Source organism: Leucobacter albus, assembly GCF_039528015.1.
Classification (GTDB): domain Bacteria; phylum Actinomycetota; class Actinomycetes; order Actinomycetales; family Microbacteriaceae; genus Leucobacter; species Leucobacter albus.
Genome location: NZ_BAAAKZ010000003.1, coordinates 409,288 through 431,295, shown reverse-complemented (window position 1 = coordinate 431,295; position 22,008 = coordinate 409,288). Strand labels below are relative to the sequence as shown.

Annotated in this window: 20 protein-coding genes and 2 pseudogenes; 10 read left to right on the top strand and 12 right to left on the bottom strand. The window is 65.0% G+C overall.

The features are described 5' to 3' along the window. Positions 1 to 136: 136 nt before the first annotated feature. Positions 137 to 445 (top strand): chorismate mutase, encoded by a 309-nt coding sequence (locus tag ABD115_RS05645; RefSeq protein ID WP_343959079.1) that lies wholly within the window; start codon positions 137 to 139, stop codon positions 443 to 445. Here the strand turns inward: ABD115_RS05645 and ABD115_RS05640 are convergent. From ABD115_RS05640 to ABD115_RS05630, 3 genes are all read right to left on the bottom strand, one after another. Next, complete coding sequence (locus ABD115_RS05640) at positions 442 to 960, bottom strand: mycothiol transferase (RefSeq protein WP_343959076.1); 519 nt, start codon at positions 958 to 960, stop codon at positions 442 to 444. The two genes, ABD115_RS05645 and ABD115_RS05640, sit on opposite strands and share 4 nt — an antisense overlap. A 50-nt stretch (positions 961 to 1,010) precedes the next feature. Then, a complete protein-coding gene (locus ABD115_RS05635) occupies positions 1,011 to 1,172 on the bottom strand; it encodes a hypothetical protein (RefSeq protein ID WP_343959074.1) in 162 nt (53 codons plus the stop codon). A 126-nt stretch (positions 1,173 to 1,298) separates the two neighbouring features. Next, a complete protein-coding gene (locus ABD115_RS05630) occupies positions 1,299 to 2,891 on the bottom strand; it encodes an isocitrate lyase (RefSeq protein WP_343959072.1) in 1,593 nt (530 codons plus the stop codon). A 293-nt stretch (positions 2,892 to 3,184) separates the two neighbouring features. On the opposite strand from ABD115_RS05630, the gene ABD115_RS05625 reads away from it, so the two are divergent. Further along, positions 3,185 to 3,688: a hypothetical protein gene (locus ABD115_RS05625; protein ID WP_343959069.1), complete on the top strand. Its 504-nt coding sequence runs from the start codon at positions 3,185 to 3,187 to the stop codon at positions 3,686 to 3,688. Between the two features lie 69 nt (positions 3,689 to 3,757). After that, on the top strand, positions 3,758 to 4,120 hold the full coding sequence (locus tag ABD115_RS05620; protein ID WP_343959067.1) for an iron chaperone: 363 nt from the start codon (positions 3,758 to 3,760) through the stop codon (positions 4,118 to 4,120). A gap of 54 nt (positions 4,121 to 4,174) precedes the next feature. On the opposite strand, the gene ABD115_RS05615 is transcribed toward ABD115_RS05620, so the two are convergent. Then, positions 4,175 to 4,819: a hypothetical protein gene (locus ABD115_RS05615; RefSeq protein WP_343959065.1), complete on the bottom strand. Its 645-nt coding sequence runs from the start codon at positions 4,817 to 4,819 to the stop codon at positions 4,175 to 4,177. A 367-nt stretch (positions 4,820 to 5,186) separates the two neighbouring features. Between ABD115_RS05615 and ABD115_RS05610 the strand changes: the two genes are divergently transcribed. Then, positions 5,187 to 6,440, top strand: a complete 1,254-nt coding sequence (locus ABD115_RS05610) for a Fic family protein (RefSeq protein ID WP_343959063.1) — start codon at positions 5,187 to 5,189, stop codon at positions 6,438 to 6,440. 67 nt (positions 6,441 to 6,507) lie between these two features. On the opposite strand, the gene ABD115_RS05605 is transcribed toward ABD115_RS05610, so the two are convergent. Continuing rightward, a complete protein-coding gene (locus tag ABD115_RS05605) occupies positions 6,508 to 7,290 on the bottom strand; it encodes a GNAT family N-acetyltransferase (RefSeq protein ID WP_343959061.1) in 783 nt (260 codons plus the stop codon). Positions 7,291 to 7,318: 28 nt separating this feature from the next. Then, positions 7,319 to 7,741 carry a hypothetical protein gene (locus tag ABD115_RS05600; RefSeq protein ID WP_343959059.1) on the bottom strand — a complete coding sequence of 141 codons (423 nt, stop codon included), beginning with the start codon at positions 7,739 to 7,741 and terminating at the stop codon, positions 7,319 to 7,321. Between ABD115_RS05600 and ABD115_RS05595 the strand changes: the two are divergent. Next, a pseudogene (locus ABD115_RS05595) lies at positions 7,720 to 8,973 on the top strand (class I adenylate-forming enzyme family protein); the annotation flags it as partial. The gene ABD115_RS05600 and the pseudogene ABD115_RS05595 sit on opposite strands and share 22 nt — an antisense overlap. Then, positions 8,922 to 9,209: an AMP-binding enzyme gene (locus ABD115_RS16600; RefSeq protein ID WP_382403223.1), complete on the top strand. Its 288-nt coding sequence runs from the start codon at positions 8,922 to 8,924 to the stop codon at positions 9,207 to 9,209. The pseudogene ABD115_RS05595 and the gene ABD115_RS16600, both read left to right, overlap by 52 nt. A gap of 28 nt (positions 9,210 to 9,237) precedes the next feature. Here ABD115_RS16600 and ABD115_RS05590 read toward each other — a convergent pair whose 3' ends face one another. Continuing rightward, entirely contained in the window at positions 9,238 to 11,304 is a 2,067-nt protein-coding gene (locus ABD115_RS05590) for a hypothetical protein (protein ID WP_343959055.1), read from the bottom strand. Between the two features lie 385 nt (positions 11,305 to 11,689). On the opposite strand from ABD115_RS05590, the gene ABD115_RS05585 reads away from it, so the two are divergent. Further along, positions 11,690 to 12,877, top strand: coding sequence for a Cmx/CmrA family chloramphenicol efflux MFS transporter (locus ABD115_RS05585; RefSeq protein ID WP_343959053.1), 1,188 nt, complete (start codon positions 11,690 to 11,692; stop codon positions 12,875 to 12,877). 34 nt (positions 12,878 to 12,911) lie between these two features. Here the strand turns inward: ABD115_RS05585 and ABD115_RS05580 are convergent. The 3 genes and pseudogenes from ABD115_RS05580 to ABD115_RS05570 all read right to left on the bottom strand — a co-directional run. Continuing rightward, positions 12,912 to 13,047, bottom strand: a pseudogene (locus tag ABD115_RS05580) (zinc finger domain-containing protein); the annotation flags it as partial. 376 nt (positions 13,048 to 13,423) lie between these two features. Continuing rightward, positions 13,424 to 15,376, bottom strand: coding sequence for an InlB B-repeat-containing protein (locus ABD115_RS05575; RefSeq protein WP_343959051.1), 1,953 nt, complete (start codon positions 15,374 to 15,376; stop codon positions 13,424 to 13,426). A gap of 143 nt (positions 15,377 to 15,519) precedes the next feature. Then, positions 15,520 to 16,080 (bottom strand): TetR/AcrR family transcriptional regulator, encoded by a 561-nt coding sequence (locus ABD115_RS05570; RefSeq protein ID WP_343959049.1) that lies wholly within the window; start codon positions 16,078 to 16,080, stop codon positions 15,520 to 15,522. 357 nt (positions 16,081 to 16,437) lie between these two features. Here ABD115_RS05570 and ABD115_RS05565 point away from each other — a divergent pair, with 357 nt between their 5' ends. The 3 genes from ABD115_RS05565 to ABD115_RS05555 all read left to right on the top strand — a co-directional run bounded on the left by ABD115_RS05565 (position 16,438) and on the right by ABD115_RS05555 (position 20,166). Continuing rightward, entirely contained in the window at positions 16,438 to 17,544 is a 1,107-nt protein-coding gene (locus ABD115_RS05565; protein WP_343959047.1) for a glycosyltransferase, read from the top strand. A 101-nt stretch (positions 17,545 to 17,645) separates the two neighbouring features. Continuing rightward, the gene (locus tag ABD115_RS05560) at positions 17,646 to 19,643 is read left to right on the top strand and encodes an InlB B-repeat-containing protein (protein WP_343959044.1); all 1,998 of its coding nucleotides are present in this window, start codon (positions 17,646 to 17,648) and stop codon (positions 19,641 to 19,643) included. A gap of 289 nt (positions 19,644 to 19,932) precedes the next feature. After that, positions 19,933 to 20,166, top strand: coding sequence for an HNH endonuclease (locus ABD115_RS05555; protein ID WP_343959042.1), 234 nt, complete (start codon positions 19,933 to 19,935; stop codon positions 20,164 to 20,166). A gap of 49 nt (positions 20,167 to 20,215) precedes the next feature. Here the strand turns inward: ABD115_RS05555 and mutM are convergent, their stop codons facing one another. After that, positions 20,216 to 21,226 carry a bifunctional DNA-formamidopyrimidine glycosylase/DNA-(apurinic or apyrimidinic site) lyase gene (mutM, locus tag ABD115_RS05550; protein ID WP_343959040.1) on the bottom strand — a complete coding sequence of 337 codons (1,011 nt, stop codon included), beginning with the start codon at positions 21,224 to 21,226 and terminating at the stop codon, positions 20,216 to 20,218. A gap of 2 nt (positions 21,227 to 21,228) precedes the next feature. Next, positions 21,229 to 21,906 carry a ribonuclease III gene (rnc, locus tag ABD115_RS05545; RefSeq protein ID WP_343959860.1) on the bottom strand — a complete coding sequence of 226 codons (678 nt, stop codon included), beginning with the start codon at positions 21,904 to 21,906 and terminating at the stop codon, positions 21,229 to 21,231. Between the last annotated feature and the right edge of the window lie 102 nt (positions 21,907 to 22,008).

Sequence of the window (22,008 nt, the reverse complement as noted above, 5' to 3'; positions counted from 1 at the left end):
GGATCGAAGCCGCGCGCGCGGACTCGTCAGGCTGACGTTCCGGCCGCACCGGCTGCCCATGACCACTCATCAGGCAAGCATATTCCCACCAGCCCCTTGACCGCCGAGCCCAGGGCGAACCCGGTACGCTAACGCAATGACCACTCGTAAGCACGCTACCCCCTCGCTCGCGGCAATTCGTGAGCGGATCGACGGCATCGACGCGGAGCTCGTGGAACTCATTGCGGAACGTCAGCGCTGGGTGGTCGCGGCAGGGACACACAAGACCGACGACGCGTCCGTGCGCGCGCCAGCTCGCGTCGAACAGGTGATCGCGAAGGTGCGAGGCCTCGCAGTCGAAGCGGGGGCTTCCCCGGAGGTCGTCGAGCACACCTACCGGGCGATGATCTCCGCGTTCATCAATCTCGAGCTTGCCGAGGTCACCGCGCGCACACGGGCAGACTAGCGCGTTTCGAACGCGTCGGCGCCCATCCCCGCAACATAGGTCGCTTGAGCGACGTGTTCGAGAGCGTCGGCAGAGATACTCACGAGCCGCACACCGAGCGTCACTACTGGGTCCCAGTTCTCGTCGACGACGCGGTCTAGCTCCGTCTCGCTGAGCGATGCAATGTACGCAACCTGCGCGTCAACGACCGCAGCCAGGTGTTCGACGAGCAGGTCGGCATCGTGCACGACAATGGCCCGCGCCTGCTCCGGCGTGTGCCCATAGCCGAGGTCGCCCGGTTCCACCTTCAGCCCGAAACGCTCGGCGTAGCCGGCTGCTGTCCACACTGATTCCTTCCCGGTGAGCGCGGCGAGCTGCACGTCGATCTCCCGGGCTGCATGCCAGAGGAGCCAGGCGATCGAGTTGTCGTGGTGCGGGTGCGCGCCAAGGAGTTCGGGAGTGAGCTTCCCGCGCAGCATTTCTGCTGCCTGTTGTGGGCGACGGGCGAGGTCAATGAGCACTGCTGTTGCATCCATGCCCGCAACCCTATGCCCGGGGGCTGACATCCACCAGGGCGGGATGGCCGTCAGTCTGCGAGCGTGCAGCCGCCCGCTTCAACGATGAGCCGCATGGTGGGGTTGAGCTCGTCGGTCTCACCGGCGACCGTGCAGTAGTCGGCCGCATCGATTTCGGTCTGGCCGAGCGGCACGTCTTCAATCACGATCGTCGTTCCGCTTTCGAGCGTCACGCTCTCGTAGATTTCACCGCCAACGCTTCAGCAGACCCGCACAACACAAACGGGGGCCCGGCGTGAGCCGAACCCCCGTGTGCGGGAAATTTGTTCGTCTGTGCGGGATTCAGCCCGGGAGACGGTTTAGAACTGGTTCATCGTGTTGTCTTTACCACCCGCCTTCAGCGCTGCGTCGCCTGCAAAGTACTCCTTGTGGTTGTCGCCGATGTCGCTGCCGGCCATGTTCTGGTGCTTCACCGTCGCGATGCCCTGGCGGATCTCCTCGCGCTGCACGTCGCGAACGTAGGTGAGCATGCCCTCGTCACCGAAGTAGCCCTTCGCGAGGTTGTCGGTCGACAGCGCCGCAGTGTGGTAGGTCGGAAGGGTGATGAGGTGGTGGAAGATGCCTGCGCGGGCCGAGCCGTCCTTCTGGAAGGTGCGGATCTTCTCGTCGGCGAGGGTTGCGAGCTCGGTGCCGTCGTACTCAACTGCCATAAGCTTGTCGCGGTCGTACGCCGACACGTCCTTGCCCTCTTCTGCGAGCTGATCGAACGCCTGCTGGCGGAAGTTCAGCGTCCAGTTGAACGACGGGCTGTTGTTGTAGACGAGCTTCGCGTTCGGGATGACCTCGCGGATGCGGTCGACCATGCCGGCGATCTGCTCGACGTGCGGCTTCTCGGTCTCGATCCAGAGCAGGTCAGCGCCGTTCTGCAGCGAGGTGATGCAGTCGAGCACGCAGCGGTCCTCGCCGGTGCCTGAGCGGAACTGGTAGAGGTTCGACGCGAGGCGCTTCGGGCGCAGCAGCTTGCCGTCGCGCTTGATGACGACGTCGCCGTTGCCGAGCTGATCTTCCGAGATCTCTTCAACGTCGAGGAATGAGTTGTACTGGTCGCCGAGGTCACCCGGGGTGTTCGTGACGGCGAGCTTCTGCGTGAGGCCTGCGCCGAGCGAGTCGGTGCGGGCAACGATCACGCCGTTGTCGATGCCGAGCTCGAGGAACGCGTAGCGGACTGCGTTGATCTTCGCGAGGAAGTCCTCGTGCGGCACGGTGACCTTGCCATCCTGGTGACCGCACTGCTTCTCGTCGGAGACCTGGTTCTCGATCTGGATCGCGCAGGCACCTGCCTCGATCATCTTCTTCGCGAGCAGGTAGGTTGCCTCGGGGTTACCGAAACCGGCGTCGATGTCGGCGATGATCGGCACGACGTGGGTCTCGAAGTTGTCGATCTGCGACTGCACGAACTCGACGGCGGTCTCGTCGCCGGCGACCCGCGCGTCGTCGAGCTGGGTGAAGAGCAGGTCGAGCTCGCGGGCATCGGCCTGGCGCAAGAAGGTGTAGAGCTCCTCGATGAGGGCCGGCACCGAGGTCTTCTCGTGCATCGACTGGTCGGGCAGCGGGCCGAACTCCGAGCGGAGTGCCGCGACCATCCACCCCGAGAGGTACAGGTAGCGCTTGTTCGTGGTCTTCAGGTGCTTCTTGATCGAGATCAGCTTCTGCTGGCCGATGAAGCCGTGCCAGACGCCGAGCGACTGCGTGTAGACCGACGAGTCGACGTCGTACTCGGCCATGTCGGTGCGCATGATGTCGGCGGTGTACTGAGCGATCTCCAGGCCGGTCTTGAAGCGGTTCTGGGCGCGCATCCGAGCGACGTACTCAGGGTTGATCTGCTCCCAGCTCGCGCCGTGCTCTGCCTTGAGCGCCTCTACTGCCTCGAGATCGTCTTTGAATGCAGTCATCGTGACTCCTTTGTAGTGTGTGCCAGACCACTCACGCTGTGATCTTTCTGGGCTACTTCTCACTCTGCACCCTCGCCAGCACCCGAGTTGCACATTTGCGGGGGGAAATATTGCCGTATTTCTGCTTGCCAGAATAACCGCGCCCTCGCACGTCTCACTCGCGCCGTCCGGCGCCCGTAGACTGATGAGCAGCGACTTCCGCCCCAGAACGCCCGCACCCGGCCCGCACGGCCACCCCGCGAGCTCAGGCAGTGCGTGCGGAGTCCCCCACCCTTCTTCCCAAACGGAGCGTGATGCAGCGCCAAGATTCACCACAACGAAGCCAATCGGCGGCATTCACGCACACCGAGCGCGCCCGCGGCACGGCACTCGTCGGCCCGCTCGTCGCGCTGGGGGTCGCGGCGGCCTTTGTCGCAGTAATCCTCCTCGCGACCGAGTCGTGGGCGACGTGGATCGCTCTCGCCGCGATCCTCCTCCTTGGAGCGTGGTACGCGTGGGGAGCACGCATCGCCGTCACCGTTGATGACGAATCTGTGCGGCTTCGCGCACCGCTGTACAGCCGTGAGATCCCGCTGTCTGCGCTGTCTTCGGTCATCGTGGCTCCAGATGACGGGATGAACCCCGGGTCGCTCAACTGGCCGGCGGTTCCTGTTCGCGAGGGAGCGACGAGGCTCATCCGCCTGAACCTCGGAGGCGGCGCGGCGGTGACGTGCCGCACCCAAGACGGGTCAGGCGTACAGCTCGTTGTGCGCGACCTGGCTGCCGCCGAGCGGATCGCCGACACGCTTCGCCGCTGACTCCCATCCCAGCCGCCCCGAGGGTATTCGGCAGGGTCACGCCCGCGAATCCTCCACTATGCTCGCGATATGGCTGAGAAAGCGAAGACTGTCGAGGAATACCTGGCCCGGCTTGACCCCTCGTACCGCGCGGAGCTCGAGCGGATCCGTGCACTGGTGAAGGAACTCGTGCCCGGCCTCGAGGAGACCGTGAGCTATGGGATGCCGACACTGAAGCACCGAGGCCGCGCACTCGTCTATTTCACCGCGTCAAAGAAGCACCTGAGCTTCTACCCTTCGTCGTGGGCCATCGCAGAGCTGCGTGAGCGACTCTCCGGCTACAAGACCACGGAACACGCGATCCAGTTCACTCCCGAGACCGCGCTCGCCACCGACCTCATCGAGGACCTGGTGCGCGTGCACGTGCGGGAGATCGAGGCCGACCGGCAGTGACGGGGCCACCTGCGCCTGCACTCGCAGCAAGCGCTTCGTCGAAACTTCAGCAGCTCACCTGTTGATGACGAGGCGCGGTGTCGGAATCTCAGCGCCGGGTGTCACGTCGAATAGGAATGCGATGCCGTCGCTCATGAAATTCGCCGCAGTCAGCGATGATTCGTGCACCTGTGCGTAGCTTTCGCCCGGGCGGTGAGCCTGCTCCGAAGCGACGTGCGCGGCAAGCGCGCCCCCCGGTTCTTGCGCCGTGACCCAATTGTCGATCTGAAACAGCAGCGCCCGCTCCCCCTCGGGTTCAGCGCTCGGCCCGTTGCCCGTCCAGTATGGGGCGCCGCCTGCCTTCGTGAGCCTGGCCGAGTCGAAGTCGTGACCGCTCTGAATCTCCTCGGGCAGATCCCAGAACCGATCTGGGTCGTCGATCGCGGCAGCCTGCTCAGCAGTGAGCCTGTCGTCCGAGCGTTCCCAGCCGGCAACCCAGAGCCGTGGAAGCACGGGAGATGCGTTCGGCGCGGCCGGGGGCGGCACCGCATCATCGCCCGAGATCTCACCCGCGCTCAGCAGCAGCGTCCGGTTCGCCACGTCGTCCGGCTCCCAGAAACTGCATCCATCGTCGCCCTCGCACTTGAACACGAGGAGCACGTGACCGTCAGGGATTCGCGGGAGCCACGGCCCCGCAGCCAACTGCAAGAGCAGTGTCATGGGCTCGTCGCACTCCCCACAGATCGGCCAACGCTCAGCGGACAGCCCGACAGGCACTCCCCCAAAACGGCTCCCAGGGCGAGCAGCGGCAGGGGGTGTGATCGTCCATCGCGGCGTCCAAATCTCCATGCCCAGAATCTAGCAGCGGATGCGCGAACGACGTGCGCCCGGCGTCAAATACCCACGCACGCTCCACCGCGTCACACCTCGTGCACGTTATCGTCGAGCAGCGCAACAAAGCTCCCCGCAAGCACCCGCACCATTCCCCTGGTGTCGTGATCCAAGGCCCGCTTTGCACCCCGGCAAAGTGAGGGCAAATGCACACCTTACCAACACTTTCTCACTCAAGTGTTGGTACAGTTGCACCATGCGCACGGATACACAGGACACGACCGGGGGTGCCTACCCTCCAGTCGCCGTTCCCGCGCTCGAGTACGAGACGCTGAGCTGGATCCCACGAGCTCCCGAACGCTACAGTCGCGCTGAGACCGCGCGACAGACCGGTGCATACCGGGCCGCAGTTCCGCCATCGATCGCGAATAGGCGCTTCGACTTTTCGGCGCCGATCGCGGCCGATATGGAGGATGCGGCCCGCGCACTCACCGAATTCGATCACTACTCGCGACTTCGGTTGGGCGCACAATCCCCCGCGCTCGGGCCGATGTCAGCAGTCCTGCTGCGCACCGAGTCTGCCTCGAGCAGCCAAATCGAGCACCTCACGACATCGGCCAAACAGCTCGCCCTCGCCGAAATCGCTGAAAGCGACAAGCACAATGCGAGGCTCGTTGTCGGCAATGTGCGCGCAATGGAGGCAGCCCTCCGATTGGCCGACAGCCTCGACACCGAGTCGATTCTCAGCATGCATCGCGAACTACTCAGCAGAGATGCCCTGCTGTCTGCGCACGCTGGCCGCCTCCGCGAAGAAGCTGTGTGGATCGGCGGAGACAACGCAGGCCCCATCGGTGCCGAATTCGTCGCACCGCACCACAGCCACCTCCCGGCTTCCTTGGACGACCTGGTGACGTTCATTCGGCGCACCGATCTCCCCGCGCTGGCTCAGGTGGCGATCGCTCACGCGCAGTTCGAAACTCTTCACCCGTTCGTTGACGGCAACGGCAGAACGGGGCGCGCCCTGTCGCACGCAATGCTTCGGAGCCTTGGCCTGGCGACCCACGCAACGGTACCGCTCTCGGCTGGGCTGCTCGTCGACACGTCCAGTTACTTTGCAGCGCTCACGAACTACCGAGCTGGCGACGCCGGGCCCATTATGCGTCGCTTTGCCGACGCAGCACGCTTCGCGGCAGCCACGGGTCGAGACCTCCTCGATGCCCTTGCGCTCGAGCTCGAGCGGTCACGCGAGCTGCTCGCCGGAGTGAGAAAGCAGTCTGCTGCATGGAAAGTACTGCCGCAGCTGGTGGGCCAACCGGTCGTGAATCTTCGGTACCTGCGAGACACGCTCAATCTTCAGGAAATGACCGCGCTTCGCGCGCTCAACACGCTCGCCGAGCGAGAAGTACTCACCGAGCGCTCGGGGAGAGCACGCAATCGCGTCTGGGAGCACCGCGGGTTCCTCGGGGCTCTCGACAGCTACGGTAGTGTGATCCGCCGAGCTTCGCGCTAGCAGACGACGCTGCAGCGCACAGACTGCATCGACTGGCGCACGCATCCGTTCAGCGAAGCGGGTGCGGTCAGCGCAGCTCGCGAGCCGGGCGCTCCCACTCCCACGGCACAGTCTCGGTGACTTTCACAAGCCCCGAGCGCTCGAGGATGGGGCGCGAATCCTCCGTCGAGTCCGAGTGGATCCAGCGCACCCCGCGCGCCATCGCCGACCGCACTCTCGCCGCGGTGAGGGCCCGGTAGATGCCCCGCCCACGGTACTCGGGGAGCGTCGCACCACCCCAGATGCCGGCGAAGGCGGTGCCGGGGATGGGCGTGATGCGCCCGGCGCTCACAAACTGTCCGTCGACCTCAGCCGCCCAGAGCTCGATGCCCCCGCCCGCCGCCTGATCCGCGAGAATCTCGGCGAGCAGGCGCTCAGCGTACTGTTTTCCACCGAAGACCGCGTCTTGCACATCGAGGGCAGCGCGCATCTCCGCCGGCGCCGTGAGCCGGCGCACCGTGACCCCGACTGGTACCGGGGCCTCGCTCAGCGCCGCTGCCTCGCCGAGCATGACCGACTCAGCCTCACCCGCGACGAACCCCGCAGCCGACAGCGCGTTTTCAAGGCCCGGCGCATCGTCGTGCGAGCGCGCCTTCCACTCCGCGGTTGCGATCGCGGGCTCGGCAGCGAGCAGCCCGGCGACATCGGCAACCCGCGCCCCTGGGTCATCGAGGCCTTGGTAGGTGACGAACAGGTGATCGTCACCAAAGGTGGCGGCCCAGAGCGGGCCGATTCGTCTCACCGTGCTGGCGCCAAGCACCTCGGGTTCGGTGCGGAGTTCTGCGTCATAGAGCGCGAGGAGGTCGACCATCGGGCCAGCCTAGCGGTCGGCGTCAGAATTAGGGGCGACCCGAGCCCCGATCGCTCCCTCGCAATCCGATCCACACCCCCAAAAAGTACACCGCTACGGCGAGTACACCGGCAGACACGAACGACCCGACGCCAGGCCACAGCCGCTCGAACGCGGGGTACCCGACGAGCAACACGCCGACCGCTGCCGGAGCGGCCCAGGTCACCGCGAGCCCCGTCTTCGCGGCCACCAGCTGCGTGACGAAATGCCCGAGCACGAATGTGACGATCGCAGTGACCGCCGCATAGCCGACAGCACCCATCGACCAGCCGGCCACGCCATCTGCGTCCCAGTGCATCACCACGCCTGACGCTGGCACGGCAACCCAGCTCAGCCCTGCGGCGAGGAGCGCGATGCCAACCTCGAGCGGAATCGGGCTCCCGAGCGGCTGTGCAACGTCAGATTCACTCATGCGTTCAGCCTACTGCTGCGGCGGTGTCGGGCGGCCTGTCGAATTCGCAGACGACCACGAGCGCATTCCAACCCGCGCTCTCTATACTGCCAACAAACCAACACCTGCTGCCAATCGCGCGGCTCGCTCGCGCGTTCCCCGACAAGATCGCGCTCATCACCGACGACGCCGCCCTGAGTTACTCCGAGCTTAACCGGCGCGCAGCCGCTCTCGCCGCAAGCCTGTCGGCACGCGGGGTCGCACCGGGCGACCGCGTGTCGCTGCTCTCGCAGAACAGGTGGGAGTGGATCGTCAGCTACCACGCAGCCCTGCGGCTCGGAGCCGTGGTGAACCCGCTGAACGCGATGCTCACTGCCGACGAGTTCGAGTATGTGAGCGCCGATGCCGGGTCAAACGTGCTCATCGCGTCGACGGAGCACCTCGCGACGGTCGCCGCTTCGCTCCCCCGACTCGACTCCCTGAGGCTCGTCGTTGTGTTCGAGGCCACTGCGGGCGCCAGTACGAGCGGCGCCGCGCGCTCGGATGCGGCCTCCGGAACGATCGAGCACGTGCCCTTCTCTGAGCTGCTGCGCCCAGCGCAGCCCGAGTTCTCGCCGGTCGCGGCGGCACCAGACGAGCTCGCCTGCATCGCCTACACCTCGGGCACGACGGGCCGCCCCAAGGGCGCGATGCAGACGCAGCGCTCGCTGCTGCTGAACTGCGCCTACACCGCAACCATGCACGGGCGCTCTGCCGCTGACACCGTCGTCACCGCATTGCCCGCGACCCACGTCTACGGAAACATGGCAATTCACAGTGTGTTGCTTGTCGGCGGCACCGTCGTGCTCATGAGCCGGTTCGACGCGGGCCGGGCTCTTGCACTCATTGACCAGCACCGCGCGACGCTCATCGATGGCGTTCCGGCGATGTACGCGATGATGCTCGCCGACCCTGGGCTCGAAACGGCCGACCTCTCGACGCTCACTCGCAGCATTGTCGGGGGCCAGGTGATTGCACCCTCCGTGGTCGAGCGGCGGGAAGCACGAACCGGGGCACCGCTGATCGAGCTCTGGGGCATGACCGAGCTTTCCGGGCTCGGCACGACGCACGCGCAGCACGCGCCCAACGTGCACGGCTCGATCGGGGTAGCGCTACCGGGTGTGGAGGCGCGGGTCGCCGACGTTGCGGATCCGCGACGCACCTGCGCCGTCGACGAGCCGGGCGAGCTCGTGATTCGCGGCCCGATCGTCATGCAGGGCTACCACAACAACCCCGTTGCGACGGCCAAGGCGATCGACGACGAGGGCTGGCTGCACACCGGCGACGTCGTCACCCGGCCAGCGCCGACGAAGAAAGCGTTCTCGCTTACGCGCGCGAGCGCCTCTCGGCGTACAAGGTTCCCCGCCGCGCGATCCACTTCGTGAAAACCCTGCCAACGACGTCGAGCGGCAAGCTCATGCGGCGCGCGCTGCGCCCTGAGAGGCAGTAGCGACGACAGCTACACTGGGGCGGCCGGCTCAGTTGCGCAGCGAAGTGCTCCGCCGCCGTCGCGAGCAGATCAACAGCGCTGCTCCAGCGAGCAGCACCGCTCCCCCGAGGCTTGCGGCGAGTGCCGCAGCCTGAGCGTCAAACCCGGTCGCAGTCAGCACGCCGACTGAACCTGCACCCGGCTGATCTGGCGTGTGCCCCGTCGGCGTCTTCGTCGCAGGCTTCGGCGTCGGCGTCACCGACGCCGCGACGCTAAACGTCCCGCGGGTTGCCTCGCTCACCGCACCCCCAACAGCCTGCGTGACGCTCAGCTCGTGCTTGCCGGCTGCGAGCACGCCGGGCACTGCAACGCTCCACGCCCCGAGGCCCGAGCGTTCCCCTTCGCCGGCTCGCGCGACGACCTGCGCGAGCGCCTTGCCATCGAGCACGACCGCGACAGTTGCGCCCGGAACCGCGGTTCCGGTGATGTGCGTTGGCGACTCAGCGAGCTCGGCGCCGTCGTTCAGCCCGGTGACCGCTGGTGCCGCCGGAGCAACGGTGAAGCTCACGTCAGTTGTCGCTGAGCCGCCGTGAATCGACTGCGTCGCGGTGACCGTCGCCGCACCGTAGTCGACGCTCGTGGTGACCGACCAGGCCCCGTCTGCCGCGACGGTTGTCGACGCCGCTGCGCCGCCGGAGAGTGTGATTGTCGACGTCGGCTCCCCCGTGCCCGCGAAAGTCACGGGCTGACCAACGATTGTTGCGCCGTTCGCCGGGGCAGCAATGGCGGGCTGTGCGAGCAGCGCCGGGTCGACGGTGAGCGTGAAGGGCACCTCGTCGGAGCGGTTGAACCCCGCGTCTCGTGCCTGCAGCACGTATGAGACGGCACCGGCGGCTGTCGGCGCAGCGAAGCTCCACGTCCCGTCGCCGGCGATCGGAACGTCGAAGGTGCTCGCTGCTGTCGCGACGGTGAGCGTGAGCCCGGCACCGCCGGTGCCCCGCACGACCCCGCCTGGCGCAACGGCCGCCGCAGAAGTCACAGCGGGCTCCGCGAGATCGAGCATGACGGTGTACCCGGGCGTGAGGCGCAGGCCGTTTTCTAGGTCGGTCGCGAAGCTAAACTCCTCGCTTCCCCCTGAGAGCACACCCACCGCGGTCGTGCCGCGCATGTACGCGCCGCCCGAGTCGCCCGGCCTGCTGACGGCGTCTGTCCAGAAGCCGTACACCCAGTGACAGCCAGCTGGCACAGGGTCGACGACTTCGCAGACCCGCGCCCACGACTTGTCTTCGACCACCGTTTCGGCGTCATCGGCCTGCACCGTGCCATTGGCGACACCTGTCGATCGGCCGCTTCGGGTGATGCTGTCGCCCACTTTGGCCGTACCAACGGCGGTCACCGGCGTTCCCGAAAGCGAGAGGTCTTCGGTAGACCAGCTGCCCCAGTCAGTCACCATGGGGAGTGGCCTGAGCTCGCCATTGGTTACGTCGATCACCGCGATATCGGTGCTGTCAAGGTCACCCTCGGCGCCATCAAGGCCCGCGGGCCCGCCCCATTGGGAGAAGCCCATGGTGCCGACCGGGTCGATCAGCGTGGGGGTATAGGCCGGCTCGCGGCCCGGAAAAAACGGTGCGTCGTCTTTGCTGGGGAGCGTGCGGTCGATCACGCTGCCTGTTGGCCCGCAGTGCCCTGCGGTGATGATCGCGGGGGTGCCTGTGGCAGACCATCCGCTGAATCCGAAGGAACACACGCTCATGCGATTGACCGCGTAGCCCGCACCGCCAACGACATCGTTCATGGCGTGGGCCAACACGGCCGGCCTGTCTGCGATCACGACGTTCTCGTAGCCGGCAAGCTGTGAGACAGTCCCCTCGGCCAGTGTGCCCGCAACAGCCGCAACGACGATATTGCCCTCGCCGTCTTGGCTGACGGCTGTCACTGCCTGATCGGCGGCAATGAGACCCCCGACGAACTCCTGGTAGCCGGCGTCGTCGGTTGGCGCGTATCCCGCCCCCGTGTCTGTTGCGAAGGCAGCGGGCGCAGCCAACAGGCTCCCCACGAGCATCGAAGCCACAGCGGCTCCGGCCAGCACGCTGCCCATGCGCAGTCTCTTCTCCATTGAAAGCTCTCCGATGTTTCTTGATGCTTCGTTGCACCGCGCATACCAAGCCCGAACGCATAGAAACACTAATCCTATACTGATAGCCAACACCCTGCATAGGCCCACTGTCGAAGGATGTCGACTACTGAGCTAACCACTACTTGTGAGCTGGCTGTCGACGCTCCTGGCACGGGGCATCGAGGAGCGGCTATAGTGAGCAGCATGTCGAGCCCTGAATCGGACACTCAGGGGCTTTCGGTCACGCCGTCAGCCCCTCACCTCCACTGAATCATAATTCTGCTGCTGATTGCACATCGCGCAGCACGACATTCGGGTGTCGCCTAGGGCGCTGACCGCAGTGACGAGACGTTCTTGTTCGTACTCTCACTTCGGAGCTATTTCGATGCCCTTCGCTCTCTATCTGCTCGCCCTGGTGATCTTCGCCATGGGCACTTCTGAATTCATGCTCGCCGGCCTCGTGCCCGACATCGCCACCCACTTCGGCGTCTCCGTTGGAACGGCGGGCCTGCTCACATCGGCCTTCGCCGCGGGTATGCTTCTCGGCGCACCCACGATGGCCGCGCTCACCCGTCGCCTGCCCACAAAAGCTACTCTTCTGGGCTGCGTGCTTGTATTCGGTCTCGCCCATGTTGCGGGGGCCCTTACACCCGACTTCACTGTGCTGTTCATCACGCGCGTGGTCGCCGCGATCATGAACGCGGGTTTTCTCGCGGTCGCGCTGGGCGCAGCGACAAAGCTCGTGGCACCGGGCGCCACAGGCCGAGCCGTGGCGGTGCTACTCGCAGGTACCACTGTGGCGACCGTAGCTGGCGTTCCCGCGGGCGCGCTACTCGGCACCGCACTCGGTTGGCAGTCGACCTTCTGGGCGATCGCAGCCCTCTGCGTACCCGCCGCAATCGGAATCGCAGCGGGCCTCACCACCCGAGCTGACGAATCACCGACAGCGGAAGCGTCGGCGCCGTCGCTGCGAACGGAGCTGGCGCAACTTGCCTCCCCGCGGCTCTTTCTGACCATGACTCTCGCTGCGTTGGTGAATGCTGGCACATTCGCGATGCTGACCTTTCTTGCGCCGATAGTGACAGACGCCGCCGGTCTGAGCCAGTGGTGGGTGCCGGTGGCACTGGTGCTCTTCGGAGTCGGTTCTTTCATCGGCGTCACTGCTGCTGGCCGGCTCTCGGATACTCGGCCCCGCCTCGTCATCGTGGCCGGTGGGAGCATTCTCCTGTTCGGGTGGGTCGCGTTGGCGGTCTTCGCCACTCAACCCGTCGCACTGCTGGGGATCGTGTTCGTTCAGGGCGTCTTGGGGTTCGCTATTGGGAGCACGCTGATCACGCGCGTGCTCTATGCTGCGACGGGAGCACCCACTATGGCGGGGTCGTACGCGACCGCAGCGCTGAACATGGGGGCGGCGGTAGGCCCCGTTCTCGCCGCAGCTTCGCTTGGCTCGGTGCCCGGCGCGCTAGGGCCTGTTTGGGTGGCCGTCATCACGACAGCAGCGGCGCTGCTCATCGCCGCGCCAGTTCTTCGCCTGATCGCTCCAGCGAAGGGCAAGATAAGCACGCAGAGCTAAAGCTCAGCATTCAGGGCCGGGCTCTTCGCTCCCTTCACCGGCGCCGCTGACACCGCGGGCAGAAGTGGCTCGACCGCCCACCGAACGGCACGCGCTTGATGGGGCCACCGCAGCGCGGGCAGGCCTCTCCCCCCTCGCCCGTAGGCGTTGAGCGAGTGCGCAAAATAACCCCACTATCCTCGTCTTATACATTCATCTTTCCGATAGGCCATCCCCTCGTTTCCACTATTCCAGTCTAGAAACTCTTGATAAAACAGGAAAAGACGGGAACCGGAATAAGTATCCGGAGAGTTCGACCGGAGGAAGCCACGAGCGCTGCAGCCCTCCAGCTTTTCGTTGGGATCCGATACGCGATTAGATGACAGATTGACCTGCCCTACAGCTTGGCTTCAGCTCAGAGTAGCTCGCCCTGCCCTTCTTGAAAGACTCACCCAGATGCCGCGCCTTTATTCACCAGAATTCCGTGCGCGCGCAATCTCGCTCGTCCGCGAGGACCTACAGGTCAATCAAACCTTCAGCAGACCCTGTCGCCGTTTTCACGAGCTCCTATCGCGCGCGTTTCTGCTTGAAGCGTCGAAGCGCGATGCTACTGAGCCCTGCTGCGAGGAGCAGTAAGGCAGCAAGGGGAAGCCACGGGTCGAATACGCCACCCGTTGTGGGAAGCATAGCTGTGCCCGGTGGGGTCACTGCGGGCGGCACTTCAACGGCAGCCTTGTCCCACCCGGCGTAGAGAGTAACGTGCCCAGTCACAGGAGAAGTAAAGTCGTAGGCCTCGGTAGCGTCCTCTTCGGCGTACCATCCGGTGAAAGCATATCCGTCACGGGTGGGATCGGCCGGGGCGGTTGCAGGCTCGCCGTATTTGACCTTCACCGGGGCGACGGTGGTGCCTGCGCCAGTGTCGAAGGTGATCGTGTACTCGTTGATTTCCCACCCCGCATAGAGAGTGGCGTTCTCGTTCACGGCCGTGGTGAAGTCGTAGGGAACGGTCGCGGCGGCATCGGTGTGCCAGCCGGTAAATTCGTACCCGTCACGGGTCGGTTCAGCCGGCGCGGGGACAGGATCCCCCTCGTTCACAGTGACTGCGGTAACCACGGTGCCACCTACACTTTCGAAGGTGACCGTGTACTCGTTGATCGCCCACCCGGCATAGAGGGTGACGTCCCACGTGACGGGAGCATCGAAGTCGTAGGCGTCTGTAGCAGCTGCGTCGGTGTACCAGCCGGTGAACGTGTACCCGTCGCGGGTGGGATCTGCTGGTGCGGTAGCGCGATCGCCATGTTCGACCGTGACCGGGGCAATCGTGTTGCCTTCGTCGGTGTCGAAGGTGACACTATAGGTGCTGATCGTCCACCCTGCGTAGAGCGTGAGGTCCGCGGTGACGGGGGCTTCGAAGTCGTAGGCGTCGGTAGCGTCTTCATCTGTGTACCAGCCGGTAAAAGTATATCCGGCACGGGTCGGGCCAGTCGGTTCGGTGGCGGGGTCGCTTTCGTTCACAGTTGCTGCGGCAACCGGGCTTCCCCCGGCACTGTCGAAGGTTACCGTGTACACGTTGATCATGGGCTGGGTGCTGTATCCGTGCCACAGAGGGGTCGTGTAACCGCCCGGCGTGACTGAAACATCATATTCGTACGGGTAGTATACGACCAGCCCGACTGGATCCCCCAGAGAAGGGGTGGGCGATTCGGTAGCAACGATGCTAGTAGGTGCCGCCCCCGTGAACGTCACTTCTGTTAAACCGGCGTTGGACGCGAACGCGGAGGCGCCGATGCTGGTGACGGCGTCACCGAAGGCGACCTGGGTGAGCCTATTATGAGCGAACGCGGAATCCCCGATGGAGGTGACGGCGTCACCGAAGGCGACCTGGGTGAGCCTATTATGAGCGAACGCATAGGCACCAATGGAGGTGACAGCGTCACCGATGGTGACCTGAGCGAGCTGATTGAATTCGAACGCGGAGGGGCCGATGGTGGTGACGGCGTCACCGAGGGTGACCTGGGTGAGTGGATTATAAGCGAAAGCGGAGTTGCCGATGCTGGTGACTGCGTCACCGAGGGTGACCTGGGTGAGCCCATTACCGTAGAACGCGACGGTGCCGATGGTGGTAACTGCGTCACCGAAGGTGACTTGGGTGAGCCGATTATAAACGAACGCGGAATCGCCGATGGTGGTGACGTTGTTTCCGATGGTGACTTCGGTGAGTTGACTGTTGTAGAACGCATACTTTCCGATAGCGGTGACGCGGTAGCTGGTGCCGCCGATGGTGACGGTGTCGGGGATGGTGACGCTGCGCCCGCCCGTGGAGGTGTAACCGGTGATGGTGGCACCGGCGGAGACATTCGTGTCATCAGCGACGTAGGTGATCCCGTCAACGGTGGTGGTGACCTCGGCGGCGTGGGCCGGGCTCGCGGTAACGAGCAGGCCCACGGTAGCCAGGATCACAGTCACGGCCAGCGCGAGGAGTCGTGTCAGTCGGGGTGACGTCCCTGCGTGTGTATTCATCAGAAAGTCTCTCATTCGTTGTGTTCGCATTGAGCAACGATGCTCGATAGTCACTGCTGCTGCGCTCCGGCAGTTCAGGCTCGAAGGTGATCGCCGTGCCGGGAATCGGTGACCGGATCAATTCCTACGCGTTTGGAGATATGTCATGTGCAGGTGAGGGGTATTGAGCTCGCAAGCCATGCTTCATAGTCAGGTTGGGTCCATCCCGCGCCGAGCACAAGCTGGTTGTACCCCTCGGGTGAGAGCATGAACGAGATTGCGTCCGCGGTCGTTTCTCGCGATCGGTTGGTCTGCGTGAGTCCGCGGCGGCGCAGTTCGTCGACGAGTACGAGGATGTCTGCGCGGCGTCGTTGTTGCAGTCCGTCAAGGTCTTCGCGCAGGAGTGCATCGGAGGCGGCCGCTGACAGAAGCGTCGTCCAGAGCAAGCTGCTTCGTCGGTTCGATTCCGCTACAAAATGCACGATGCCAGCCAGATAGCGGGTGTTGTCAATCTCAGCAGTGATTTCGGCGACCGGGCCGTGATCGGCGAGCGACGCAATGTCATCGCTCCCGGCAAAGCTGTGCGTGAATGCATTCAGCAAGAGGCGACGTTTGGGGCCGACAAGCTTCACTGTCTCCACAGAGACGTCTGCTGCGTGCGCAATGTCAACTAAAGCGGTGCCGGTGTAGCCCTTGGCGGTAAACAGGTCGGCTGCGGCATCCAAGATTCGGGATCGCGTCGCGGCGGCTTGATTTGCGCGTACCTCGGAGTGATATCTGCGAGTTTGGTGCCGTGGCTCCTGAGCAACCATATTGACTTGCCTCCAAGGGTAGTTAATACTGTGATGTCAGACACCATACCTTGGTCTGCCTCCTATCGAAAGTCACGCATGAGCTCGTTCTTGATCTGCAGCACCCCGGTTCATGGCCATGTAACGCCGTTGCTCACGGTTTCGCGGTATCTCGTACAGCAGGGGCATCGGGTGCGTTTCTTGACCGGGCAGCGGTACGCGGAAGCTGTCCGGGGCACGGGGGCTGAGTTTCTGGCACTCCCTGCCACAGCGGATTATGACGACACCGACATGAATGTCGCATTCCCCGGGCGGGTAGGGAAAACCGGGGTGGCGGCGATTCGCTGGGACGTGAGCAACATTTTTCTGGCTCCCGCACCTGCCCAGATTCGTGCGGTGGATGACGCGATCGTGCAAGAACCAGTCGACGCGATCCTGGTGGAGAACATGTTCATTGGTGCGGTGGGCTTGCTTACGCGACCTCGCGCGGAGCGCCCTGCGGTGGTGAGCCTCGGGATCATCCCGCTGGGAGTGGAAAGCCGTGACACTGCCCCTTTTGGCCTGGGGATCCTACCAAAACCTGGCATGCTGGGCCGGGTGCGCAACGCCATACTTGTTGTACTCACGAAGAACATCATCTTTGGTGGGGTGCAGAAACAGGCCGAGCAGATGATGCGAGAGGCGACCGGACAGAAGCTCGACGGGTTTTTCATGTCGGGCGCATCGAAGGCTGACGCGATTGTGCAGTTCACCGTTCCAGGTTTTGAATACACACGAGGCGACCTGCCAGACACGGTGCACTTCGTGGGCCCGATGTCTCGCGCGACGAAGAATGACGGCCCGTTACCTGAGTGGTGGTCTGAGCTTGATGGATCACGGCCGGTGGTGCACGTGAGTCAGGGCACGATCGCGAACACGGACTACGACGAACTCATCACCCCGACCATGACGGCACTCGCGGATGACGATGTACTCGTTGTCGTCAGCACGGGCGGGCGGCCGGTTTCGACGCTACCGTCTCCGCTGCCACAGAACGTGCGGGTGGCTGAGTACCTGCCACACGACAAACTGCTGCCTCTCACTGACGTGTATGTGAGTAACGGCGGGTATGGCGGCGTGCATTACGCGCTCGAACACGGGGTACCTCTTGTGGTCGCGGGCGCGACCGAAGACAAAGCCGAGGTTGCTGCACGTGTGGAATGGACGGGCGCTGGCGTGCGTCTACAAACGAACCGGCCCACACCTGAGCAAGTGGGAGCGGCGGTGCGACGGGTGCTCGTTGCCCCGAGTTATTCCGAACAAAGCAAGGCGATTGGTGCTGAGATTTCCGCATCGAGCGGGCTCGCGGGACTGGAGACAGTGCTGGAATCACTGTTGCTGAAAACCCTGCGGGAGTGAGCGTGCGCGCGGGAGTCTTTCTGACTCGAGGCCGAGCCCCCAAATGGATACTTTCTGGAAAAGGTTGTTGAACGATGATGCGAGCAGGCATAAACACCACAATGACACGCGACAAATCGAGACTACATCGGTGGGAAACCCTGCTCATCGCAGTGTTTCTTGCTGCGGCGGCCCTAATGGTGGCCGGGCCGAGTGCGGCACACGCAGCCCACACCCCGGAGACCACCATCCCCGTCGGCCGTTCCCCGGCCGCGGTGGCGGTGTCCCCGGACGGGGCCAGGGCGTATGTCACCAACTTTGGAAGTGGCACGGTATCGGTGATCGACACGGCCACGAACACGGTAACCGAGACCGTCGCAGTCGGCCGCGACCCGTCTTCGGTGGCGGTGTCCCCGGACGGGGCCAGGGCGTATGTCGCCAACTCCAGGGGTAGCACGATGTCGGTGATCGACACGGCCACGAACACCGTTACCGGGACCGTCACCGTCGGCGTCAACCCGTCCTCGGTGGCAGTGTCCCCGGACGGGGCCAGGGCGTATGTCACCAACTATGCAAATGACACGGTGTCGGTGATCGACACGACCACGAACACGGTAACCGAGACCGTCACTGTCGGCTTCAACCCGTCCTCGGTGGCGGTGTCCCCGGACGGGGCCAGGGCGTATGTCACCCACTATTGGGGTTCCACGGTATCGGTAATCGACACGGCCACGAACACAGTAACCGAGACCGTCGACGTCGGCTACAACGCGATCTCGGTGGCGGTGTCCCCGGACGGGGCCAGGGCGTATGTCACCAACTTTGGAAGTGGCACGGTGTCGGTGATCGACACGGCCACGAACACGGTAACCGAGACCGTCATCGTCGGCAACTACCCGTCCTCGGTGACGGTGTCCCCGAGCGGGACCTCGGTGTATGTCACCAACCAGCAGGATGGCTCGGTGTCGGTATTGCGTGAGGCCGCCGCAACCCACACCGTGACGTTTGATTCCAACGGTGGTGCCGGCACAATGACAGCGCAGTCGGCGAACGCGTCGACACCGCTCACGCCTGGCACGTTCACGCGTGAGGGGTACGCCTTCACGGGATGGAACACCGTGGTGGGTGGTATCGGCACGTCATATGCGGATGGTGCAGATTATGCGTTCACCGCGGATGCGACCTTGTACGCACAGTGGGCGGCGGTCGAGTACACGATCAGTTACGATCTGGCCGGCGGCACAGCGGGTACACCGGCGAACCCAGTGAACTATACGATCGAGTCCGCACCGGTCACGTTGACAGCACCTGCACGGGACGGGTATACGTTCACTGGGTGGACCGGTACCGGGCTGACCGAACCCACCAGGTCAGCGACGATCCCGACCGGCTCCACCGGCGACCAAACCTTCACCGCCACCTGGGAGGTAAACCCGGCCACGACTCTGGTGATTTCGGGCCCGGCCACGGTCACGGAACAGGACACGAATCCGTTCACGGTCGAAGCATTTGACGCGCACGGTGTTTCCCTGGGCGATGTCACCGCAGAGGTGACATTCGCTGGTGCAGACGTAACTGGTGCTGACGTCACGTTCCCCATCGATTACACCTTCGCCGGTCAGACGGTCACGCGGACGCTGACCGCGATGTTGGGCAGTGACCCATCCGTCACGGGCACCCTGGATGTGCAGGTGGTCTCCGCGGTCACCGGGATCACGATTACAGCGCCCGAGACTGTAATGCAGGGTGACACAATCACCGTCCAGGTAACCGCCACCGGAGCCAACGGCCCGCTGGGAGACGCGACCGCGTACGCAGTGATCACCTCCAACGTGTCCGCTGACGTAGTTGATGGGGCGGAGGTGTCCTTCCCGACCGCGAGCCCCCACACCCTCACCGCGACCCTGGGGGATCTGACCGCCACCCACACCATTGACGTCACACCACCGGCCACTGTCACCCCCACCCCGAAACCAGCCGAACCGACCACGCCGGTCACACCTAGCGGGCTACCGGCCACCGGCGCAGGCCTCCACGGGGGCGTGTTGGCTACGGCGGGGCTGCTGCTCGCACTTGGTGCGGCGCTCACCCTTACGACCTACCGACGACGCCACCACTAGAGGCACAGGGCGTGAAGGCATCTCGGGCGCGCTCGCTCTCGGAGATGCCTTCACTGATACCTGCTATGTATTAGCTCTTGCCAGTTCCAGAGCATCAGCAGACCCTCACTATGTCGCGGAGATTCGCGGCCAGGGCGAATTCGAGCTGGGCGCGTCGTCCACCGGGCAGTGCGCATACCTCGCAAGCTTCGAGAACACCTCGGACTGGAACCGCCAGCGCGACCGCAACCGAGCCGAGTGCGCACCCCGCGTCCACAACGCATCGCTGCAGGTTGTGCGTAACGCGAGCGTGGATTGTATCAAGTACCTGAAGACTGTAGACATCGACCTGACTACTCCTACGCTAGACGCGCTATCCGAGACGCTCGTGCAGAAGAGTCGCTCGGCAAAGTCGACTGCCGGTCAGCGGCCGTTCATGACCGCCCGACTGTGCGGCTCGATCAAAGACCGCAGCGAGCCCAAGAACCTCCAGACGCTGTGCTGGCGCTGCAACCGCACCAAGGGTGCGAAGATTCCCGCATAATACCGCGTCCATCAATACGAGCACCTCGCAAAAAGAGGGCCCTCGCCCGTCAGGTGTTCGGCGCCGATGGCCGCCGCTGACACCGCGGGCAGAAGTGGCTCGACCGCCCACCGAACGGCACGCGCTTGATGGGGCCACCGCAGCGCGGGCAGGCCTCTCCCCCGCGCCCGTAGGCGTTGAGCGAGTGCGCAAAATAACCCGCCTGCCCGTTCACGTTCACGTACTGCTCGTCGAAGCTCGTGCCGCCCTCGGCGAGCGCCTGCGCGAACACCTCGCGCATGTGGTGCAGCAGCGAAGCAGCGCGCCGCTGGGTGAGCGAGGAGCCAGGGGCCTCGGGGTGCACGCGGGCGCGCCAGAGCGTTTCGTCTGCGTAGATGTTGCCGACGCCGCTCACGAGCCGCTGGTCGAGCAACAGCTTTTTTGCCCCGACGCCGCGCGAGCGAATCGCAGCCACGAACGCCCCGTCGTCGAAGTGCTCGTCGAGCGGGTCGCGCGCGATGTGCGCGGCCTGCTGCGGGATCGCGCCTAGCGGCGCAGTGGGCGTGAGCGCGTCGAGCGCGAGCGAGCCGAAGAGCCGCTGGTCTGCAAAGTCGAGCCTGAGCTCGCCGTGCTCGGGGTGCTCGATCCAGGTACGAATGCGCACGTGCCGGTCGTCGGCCGCGTCAGTCGCTCGCAACAGCAGCTGCCCGCTCATGCCGAGGTGCGCGAGCAGCGCGGTGCCGGCAGTCGGCGCGGTGCCTGGCGCGAGCGAGGCGGCTGCGCCGGGAGAGACAGGGGCGCTGCCGGGCGGATCCGCGAGCGGAATCCACATGAACTTTCCCCGTCTCAGGGGCGCCTGAAGCGTCTGCCCGGTGAGCCGGCGCTCAAAGTCTGAGGCGCGGCTGCGACCCGTCTCGGCCGACAGCGTGCGGCCGTGCCCGCCAAGCCCGGGCTGCTCGCCGAGCGGGGTGTGGCGCTTCAGGGCGCGCGGATCCATCACCTCGACGGCGAGCACCCTCGCACCGGTGACGGCCGGCGCAAGCCCGGCGCGCACCACCTCAACTTCGGGCAGCTCGGGCACCGTTAGCGCCCCGCGGAGTTGCCGCCGCGGCGCGCGCCGCGCGGCGCACGCCGCGCGCGGGCCTGGCGCAGCTGCGTCACCGCGTCGCGGGCGGCCGCGAGCTCGGCAACCTTCTTGCTCGTGCCCTCGCCGCGGCCGGTGACCTCGCCGAGCTGCACCGACGAGGTGAAGACGCGCGCGTGGTCTGGGCCGGTGCCGACGGTGTCGTAGCCGGGGTGCGGCATGCCGCGCGCCGCCGCCTCCTTCTGCAGCGCCGTCTTCGGGTCGAGCGCCTCTGAGAAGCGCTCGGGGTCGTCGAAGAGCGGCGCGATCAGCTGCAGCACGAACTCAGACGCGGTCACCGAGTCGGTCGAGAGAAACACCGCGCCGATCACGGCCTCGACGGTGTCGGCAAGAATCGAGTCTTTGTCGCGCCCGCCGGTCTGCTCCTCGCCCTTGCCGAGCTTGAGCGCAGCCCCGAGCCCGAGGCCGCGCGCGACCTCGGCGAGCGCCACGGTCGACACGAGCGCCGCGCGCCGCTTGGCGAGCTCGCCCTCGGTGAGGTCTGGGTGCTCGGTATAGAGCTTCACCGTGACCGCCTGGCCGAGAATCGAGTCGCCGAGAAACTCCAGGCGCTCGTTGTGCGGGGCCGCCCCGTGCTCGTACGCCCACGATCGATGGGTCAGTGCGAGCTCGAGCAGCCCCGGCTCAACCGCAACGTCGAACGCGTGAAGAAAGCCGCCTGGCGCGCCCTGAGGCTCGCCCGACGGCTCTCCGTGTTCGTGTCGCGGGAGTGAGTGATC

Bases quoted from the DNA above. Each gene is read 5' to 3' on its own strand.
- ABD115_RS05605 (WP_343959061.1), bottom strand. From the start codon at position 7,290: ATGGTCGACCTCCTCGCGCTCTATGACGCAGAACTCCGCACCGAACCC.
- ABD115_RS05645 (WP_343959079.1), top strand. From the start codon at position 137: ATGACCACTCGTAAGCACGCTACCCCCTCGCTCGCGGCAATTCGTGAG.
- ABD115_RS05575 (WP_343959051.1), bottom strand. From the start codon at position 15,376: ATGAATACACACGCAGGGACGTCACCCCGACTGACACGACTCCTCGCG.
- ABD115_RS05640 (WP_343959076.1), bottom strand. From the start codon at position 960: ATGGATGCAACAGCAGTGCTCATTGACCTCGCCCGTCGCCCACAACAG.
- ABD115_RS05585 (WP_343959053.1), top strand. From the start codon at position 11,690: ATGCCCTTCGCTCTCTATCTGCTCGCCCTGGTGATCTTCGCCATGGGC.
- ABD115_RS05615 (WP_343959065.1), bottom strand. From the start codon at position 4,819: ATGACACTGCTCTTGCAGTTGGCTGCGGGGCCGTGGCTCCCGCGAATC.
- ABD115_RS05630 (WP_343959072.1), bottom strand. From the start codon at position 2,891: ATGACTGCATTCAAAGACGATCTCGAGGCAGTAGAGGCGCTCAAGGCA.
- ABD115_RS05610 (WP_343959063.1), top strand. From the start codon at position 5,187: ATGCGCACGGATACACAGGACACGACCGGGGGTGCCTACCCTCCAGTC.
- ABD115_RS05565 (WP_343959047.1), top strand. From the start codon at position 16,438: ATGAATGTCGCATTCCCCGGGCGGGTAGGGAAAACCGGGGTGGCGGCG.
- ABD115_RS05620 (WP_343959067.1), top strand. From the start codon at position 3,758: ATGGCTGAGAAAGCGAAGACTGTCGAGGAATACCTGGCCCGGCTTGAC.
- ABD115_RS05590 (WP_343959055.1), bottom strand. From the start codon at position 11,304: ATGGAGAAGAGACTGCGCATGGGCAGCGTGCTGGCCGGAGCCGCTGTG.
- ABD115_RS05600 (WP_343959059.1), bottom strand. From the start codon at position 7,741: ATGAGTGAATCTGACGTTGCACAGCCGCTCGGGAGCCCGATTCCGCTC.
- ABD115_RS05560 (WP_343959044.1), top strand. From the start codon at position 17,646: ATGACACGCGACAAATCGAGACTACATCGGTGGGAAACCCTGCTCATC.
- ABD115_RS05625 (WP_343959069.1), top strand. From the start codon at position 3,185: ATGCAGCGCCAAGATTCACCACAACGAAGCCAATCGGCGGCATTCACG.